Source organism: Promicromonospora citrea, from assembly GCF_013004695.1.
Classification (GTDB): Bacteria; Actinomycetota; Actinomycetes; order Actinomycetales; family Cellulomonadaceae; genus Promicromonospora; species Promicromonospora citrea.
On record NZ_JABEMG010000248.1, the window covers coordinates 1 to 2,728 of the forward strand.

The window sequence follows — 2,728 nt, forward strand, 5'->3', positions numbered from 1 at the left end:
GACCCGGCGGACGCCGACGCCGTGCCGGTCGCCGAGCTGCCCGACCCGGCCTGGCTGCGCGAGACCGCCGAACGCACCGGGATCCCCCGCCGCGCGCTCGCCGCCTACGCGGGCGCCGCGCTGCGGACCTCCTGGACCGAGCCCGGCTGCGGCCTCGGCTGGAACGCCCTCGCGGGCATCGGCGCCGTCGAGTCGGTGCACGGCAGCTACCTCGGCGCCCGCGCGGGCGCCGACGGCATCGTGCACCCGCCCATCATCGGCATCCCGCTCGACGGCAGCGACGGCGTCATGGAGATCCTCGACACCGACGGCGGCGAGCTCGACGGCGACGACCGGTTCGACCGCGCCGTCGGGCCGCTGCAGTTCATCCCGACCACGTGGGGCAGGCACGCCCGGGACGGCGACCTCGACGGGCGTACCGACCCGCACCAGATCGACGACGCCGCACTGACCGCCGCCGGCTACCTGTGCTCGGCGGGCGGCGACGTCACCACCGACGAGGGGTGGGCGGACGCGCTGACCACGTACAACCGGTCGCTGTCCTACGCGCACGACGTGACCGACCTGGCCGTCTCCTACATCGGCTGACCCGCCGGCCGCCCCGCCGGCCCCGTCACCAGGGCAGCTCGCCCGCCTCGTCCTGGAGCGTGCCGGTGGGCCCGTCCGGGCCGAGGGTCGCCCAGCGCACGACGAACTCCGCCGTCTCCTGCGGCGGGCGCCCGATGCCGTAGGCCGCCGTCATGTCGGTGGCGGTGGTGCCCGGCTCGATGGCGTTGAACCGGATGCCGGGCTCGGTCTGCGCGTAGCGCACCGTCAGCATGGTGGCCGCCGCCTTGGACGCCGAGTACAGCAGCGTCGGCAGGCTGTGCTCGACCCGCTCCGGGTTGGTCACGGCCCAGAACGACCCCGCGCTGCTCGACACGGTGACCACGTTGGCGTGCGGCGACCGGCGCAGCAGCGGCAGCGCCGCCTCGGTGACCCGCACGACGCCGACGGCGTTCGTGTCGAACACGGTCAGCGCCGTGGCCCCGTCGACGTCGCCGTCGCCCAGCACGCCCGCGTTGTGCACGAGCACGTCGAGGCGGCCGTGGTCGGCGTCGATCGTCGCGAGGGCCGCCGCCACCGACGCGTCGTCGGTGACGTCGAGCTGCACGAACCGGGCGCCGACCTCGTCGGCGGCCGTGCGGCCGCGCCCGGCGTCGCGCGCGCCGAGGTAGACGTCATGGCCGAGTGCGACGAGGCGACGCGCGGTCTCGAGCCCGATGCCCTTGTTGGCGCCGGTGATGAGTGTGACGGTCATGTGCGGAGCTCTCCTGTGTACGGGACGACTGGAACAACCCGCCCCCGGCGGGCCGTTGTGCACGCTATGCAGAGCACGACCGTCCAGGCAGAGCCCTCCGCAGACCGGGGTGCGGCAGACCCTCCTCTCCCGCGCCGCCGCCGGCCCGCCAACGCCCTCGGCGCCTTCCTGCGCGCGCGCCGCGAGCAGGTCACACCCGGGGAGGCCGGCCTGCCCGACGGCGGCGTGCGCCGCGTCCCGGGCCTGCGCCGGGAGGAGGTCGCGCTGCTCGCCGGGATCAGCGCCGACTACTACCTGCGCCTCGAGCGGGGCCGCGACCGCAACCCGTCGCCGCAGGTCATCGCCGCGCTGGCGCGCGTGCTCCGCCTCGACGACGACCACGTCGCCCACCTGCGCACGCTCGTGGAGGACGCACCGCCGCCGCGTCGCCGCCCTCGCGCACCCGAGCCGCCGGCCGGCACGCTCATGCTGCTGCGCTCGCTCCAGCACCCCGCGTTCGTCGAGACCCGCTACTTCGACGTCGTGGCGGCGAACGACGCGGCGCGCGCCCTCTCGCCACGGCTCGACGCGGGCCGCAACCAGCTCCGTGACCTGTTCCTCGACGCCGAGACGCAGGCCATGTTCCCGGACTGGGCGGACTACTCCGAGTGCCTCGTCGCGAACCTGCGCCTGGCCGCGGCGGGTGACCTCGAGGACCCCCCGCTGGTCGCCCTCGTCGAGGACCTGTCCCGGTCGAGCGCCCTGTTCCGGCAGCTCTGGGCGCGGCACGAGGTACGCGGCCAGTGGGGCTCGCCCGTCCGGCTCGCGCACCCCGCCGTGGGCGAGCTCACGGTGAACCGGGAGCGCCTCGGCGTCGACGGCGCGCACGACCTGATGCTCGTCGTCTTCCACGCCGAGCCGGGCTCCCCCGACGCCGAGCGGCTGTCCCGGGTCACCGCACCGGTCGGTCCGCCCCTCAGCGCGGGGTGATCGTCACCGTCACCGTCTGGTTGCGCGCCCGGCCCGCCTCGTCCGTGTTCGGGTGAGGCGGGGCGGCGTCGCCGCTCGTGGCCACACGGACGGCGCCGAGCGGCAGGTCCGCCTCTGCCGCGATCACCTGCGCGCCGGCCAGCGCGCGGTCGAGCCCGACGGCGGCGTTGTCCGGCCCGCCCGGCACCGGCGGGGTGTCGCTCGTGTGCCCGACGACGGCGACCTCGACGTCCCGCCCGCGCAGCGCCGCCCCCAGCCCCGCGAGCGCCTCCTGCCCCGCGTCCGTGGTCTCGGCGCCGCCCGCGGCGAACGCCCCGTCGCGGAGGACGACGGTGACGACGCCGCCGTCGGCCCGCGCGGTCCAGCGCGGGTCGTCCAGGGCCGCGACGAGGCGGCGGACGGCCTCGTCGCCGTCACTCTCTCCGGCACGGCCCCTGAGCCGGTCGATCTCAGATCGGA

General features: G+C 76.4%; 4 protein-coding genes. 2 read left to right on the forward strand and 2 right to left on the reverse strand.

The features are described 5' to 3' along the window. On the forward strand, nucleotides 1-588 hold a 588-nt coding region (locus HLB15_RS23190), incomplete at its 5' end, for a lytic transglycosylase domain-containing protein (protein WP_171109082.1). A gap of 25 nt (nucleotides 589-613) precedes the next feature. Here the strand turns inward: HLB15_RS23190 and HLB15_RS23195 are convergent. Then, nucleotides 614-1,300: an SDR family NAD(P)-dependent oxidoreductase gene (locus HLB15_RS23195; protein ID WP_171109085.1), complete on the reverse strand. Its 687-nt coding sequence runs from the start codon at nucleotides 1,298-1,300 to the stop codon at nucleotides 614-616. 66 nt (nucleotides 1,301-1,366) lie between these two features. On the opposite strand from HLB15_RS23195, the gene HLB15_RS23200 reads away from it, so the two are divergent. Then, complete coding sequence (locus tag HLB15_RS23200; protein WP_171109087.1) at nucleotides 1,367-2,269, forward strand: helix-turn-helix transcriptional regulator; 903 nt, start codon at nucleotides 1,367-1,369, stop codon at nucleotides 2,267-2,269. On the opposite strand, the gene HLB15_RS23205 is transcribed toward HLB15_RS23200, so the two are convergent. After that, nucleotides 2,256-2,728 (reverse strand): hypothetical protein (locus HLB15_RS23205; protein WP_212760277.1); only part of this gene is annotated, 473 nt, incomplete at its 5' end. The genes HLB15_RS23200 and HLB15_RS23205 overlap by 14 nt on opposite strands.

Coding starts and splice junctions, on each gene's coding strand:
- HLB15_RS23195 (WP_171109085.1), bottom strand. CDS start 1,300: ATGACCGTCACACTCATCACCGGCGCCAACAAGGGCATCGGGCTCGAG.
- HLB15_RS23200 (WP_171109087.1), top strand. CDS start 1,367: ATGCAGAGCACGACCGTCCAGGCAGAGCCCTCCGCAGACCGGGGTGCG.